Source organism: Inquilinus limosus MP06, from assembly GCF_000767795.1.
Classification (GTDB): domain Bacteria; phylum Pseudomonadota; class Alphaproteobacteria; order DSM-16000; family Inquilinaceae; genus Inquilinus; species Inquilinus limosus_E.
On sequence record NZ_JANX01000775.1, the window covers coordinates 1 to 2,340 of the forward strand.

The 2,340-nt window shown below is 67.3% G+C and carries 3 protein-coding genes; 2 read left to right on the forward strand and 1 reads right to left on the reverse strand.

What is annotated here, in order from left to right; genetic code table 11:
• Positions 1-867 (forward strand): hypothetical protein (locus tag P409_RS39560; RefSeq protein ID WP_034848213.1); only part of this gene is annotated, 867 nt, incomplete at its 5' end.
• Positions 868-1,044: 177 nt separating this feature from the next.
• Positions 1,045-2,175: an ABC transporter substrate-binding protein gene (locus tag P409_RS32200; RefSeq protein WP_052121645.1), complete on the forward strand. Its 1,131-nt coding sequence runs from the start codon at positions 1,045-1,047 to the stop codon at positions 2,173-2,175.
• Here the strand turns inward: P409_RS32200 and P409_RS32205 are convergent.
• On the reverse strand, positions 2,148-2,340 hold a 193-nt coding region (locus tag P409_RS32205), incomplete at its 5' end, for a helix-turn-helix domain-containing protein (RefSeq protein WP_034848214.1). The two genes, P409_RS32200 and P409_RS32205, sit on opposite strands and share 28 nt — an antisense overlap.

The window sequence follows — 2,340 nt, forward strand, 5'->3', positions numbered from 1 at the left end:
GGCCATGTGGTGGACGCCCAGGGCAATCGCTTCACCGTTCCGGAGCTGTTCACGAAATCGCTGGTCGAGCGGGAATACGCGGACCACCCGATCGTCCTGAACATCGCGCGGCCGAGCGCCGAGGCGAACGCCTTCGCGCAACGCGTGGCCGACTATAGCGGCGTCGATGTCTATGTGACCGGCTCGCGAGACCGCAATCTGTGGAATGTCTTCCATCGGAAGACGACGCCCCAGGGGCCGAACGGCAGGATCGAGGTCGAGAACGGACGGACATTCTCGGTCGACGACCAGGGCCGGCGCCGGGCGATCGATCCCGAGACCAATCTCGGCGAGGTCCTCGGGACCGGGGTCGAGAAGACCGCCTTCGCCTTCGGCGACGACCATGTGATCGTCGTCTACAAGGATCTGGAGCCCGACGTGCCCCGGCCGGGCGAAGCCTATTCCGACCCCGAGCATCAGCAGGCCACTCTCGCCGAGCTCGACCGCCTCGGCTTCCCGATCGCAAGGAACCAGGCCGAGTTCGACTTCAACGGGCAGAAGGCCTTCCTGCAGGACCGCTATGTCGCCAATGACCGGGATCTCGACTCCCGGAAAGATGCCAGCGGCCGGCCGCTCAGCGTCACGCTGCTGAACCAGAACAGCATCTCGAGCCTCAAGGCGATCCGCAGCCTGCTGATCGACAAGGATGTCGCCATCGCCGACCTGCAGTTCCTGATCGACAAGGATGGCCGCTTCGTGATCGCGGACCCGGTCGGCATGAAGCAGGGGCTGGACGAATCGGGCCGACGCCAGCAGGCCAGCAACCTGCGGGAGATCGACGACCTGATCGACACGGCCGAGGTCAACCTCGACCAAGGGCCGAACTAGGGCGGCCGGTCGGCTTCACGCGCCCGGGCGGGATCGCGACGGCCTTGACGGCCAGCCTGCGCTGCAGCGCCAGCCGGCCCGCGGTTGCAAAAATCAAGCTGAATAGAGATTGATAATCATTATCATATCGTTCATTGAATTTGCCCGACGTAATTCATCACTCCGGACCGACCCTCCATGATCTCCCGGCGCTCCCTCGGCCTTGCCGCCGCCCTGCTCCTGTTCGCCGCCGGCGCGGCCCCGGCGGCCGAGACCCAAACGGTGGTGGATGTCGCCGGCCGCAGCGTGGAGGTTCCGGCCGAGGCGAAGCGGATCATCCTGGGCGAGGGGCGACAGATCTACCTGCTGGCGGCGCTCGACACCGAGGCGCCGTTCCGGCGCGTCGTCGGCTGGCGCGATGATCTGGAGAAGGCGGATCGCGACGGCTACGAGATCTATCGGGCGAAGTACCCGTTCATCGCCGACCTGCCGCGCTTCGGCGGCGCCAAGGAGGGCACCTTCGATGTCGAGCAGGCGCTGTCGCTGCATCCCGACCTGGTGGTGATGAACCTGGAATCGAAGCTGGCGACCGACGAGGGCGGGCTGATCGACAAGCTGGCCGCCGTCGGCATTCCTGTGGTGTTCATCGATTTCCGCGAGCGGCCGTTCGAGAACGCGGAGAAGAGCATCCGCATCCTCGGCCAGGTGATCGGGCGCGAGGAGAGGGCGGAGGAGGTGATCGCCTTCCGCCGCGCCGAAATCGAGAAGGTCACCGGCCGCCTCGCATCCTACACCGGGCCGCGGCCGCAGGTGATGATCGACCGCGCCGGCGGCTACAGCGACGAATGCTGCATGTCCTTCGGCGACGAGAATTTCGGCCGGATGGTCTCGATCGCCGGCGGCGACAACATCGCCAAGGGCCTGATCCCCGGCACCTTCGGCACGCTGAACCCGGAGCAGATCGTCGCGGCGAAGCCGGATGTGGTGGTCGTCACCGGCAGCAACTGGACCCTGTACGAGACCGCCGGCGCCTGGGTCGGCGTCGGCCCCGGCGCCGACCGGGACGCCAGCCGCGCCCGGCTGCAGGCGCTGATGCAGCGCCCGGCCTTCACCACCATCCCGGCCACGCAGTCCGGCCGGGTGCACGCCATCTGGCACCAGTTCTACGACAGCCCCTACCAGTTCGTGGCGATCCAGGCGCTGGCCAAGTGGATCCATCCGGAGCTGTTCGCCGACCTCGATCCGGACGCCACCTTCCGGGCCTTCCACGAACGCTTCCTGCCGGTCGAGTACCGGCCCGGCTACTGGGTCTCGCTGACGCCGGGCTGACCCGCGCCCCGATCCGACAGGCGCCGCCGGATATAGGCCTGGGGGCTGCATCCCATGTCGGTGCGGAACGCATAGACGAAGGCGGAGGTCGAGCCGTAGCCGAGCTCCATCGCCGTCCGGGTCACGTCCAGGCCGCCGCCCAGCAGCTCGATCGCCTTGAACAGC

Excerpts from the sequence above, each read along its gene's own strand:
- P409_RS32200 (WP_052121645.1), top strand. The coding sequence starts at position 1,045 with ATGATCTCCCGGCGCTCCCTCGGCCTTGCCGCCGCCCTGCTCCTGTTC.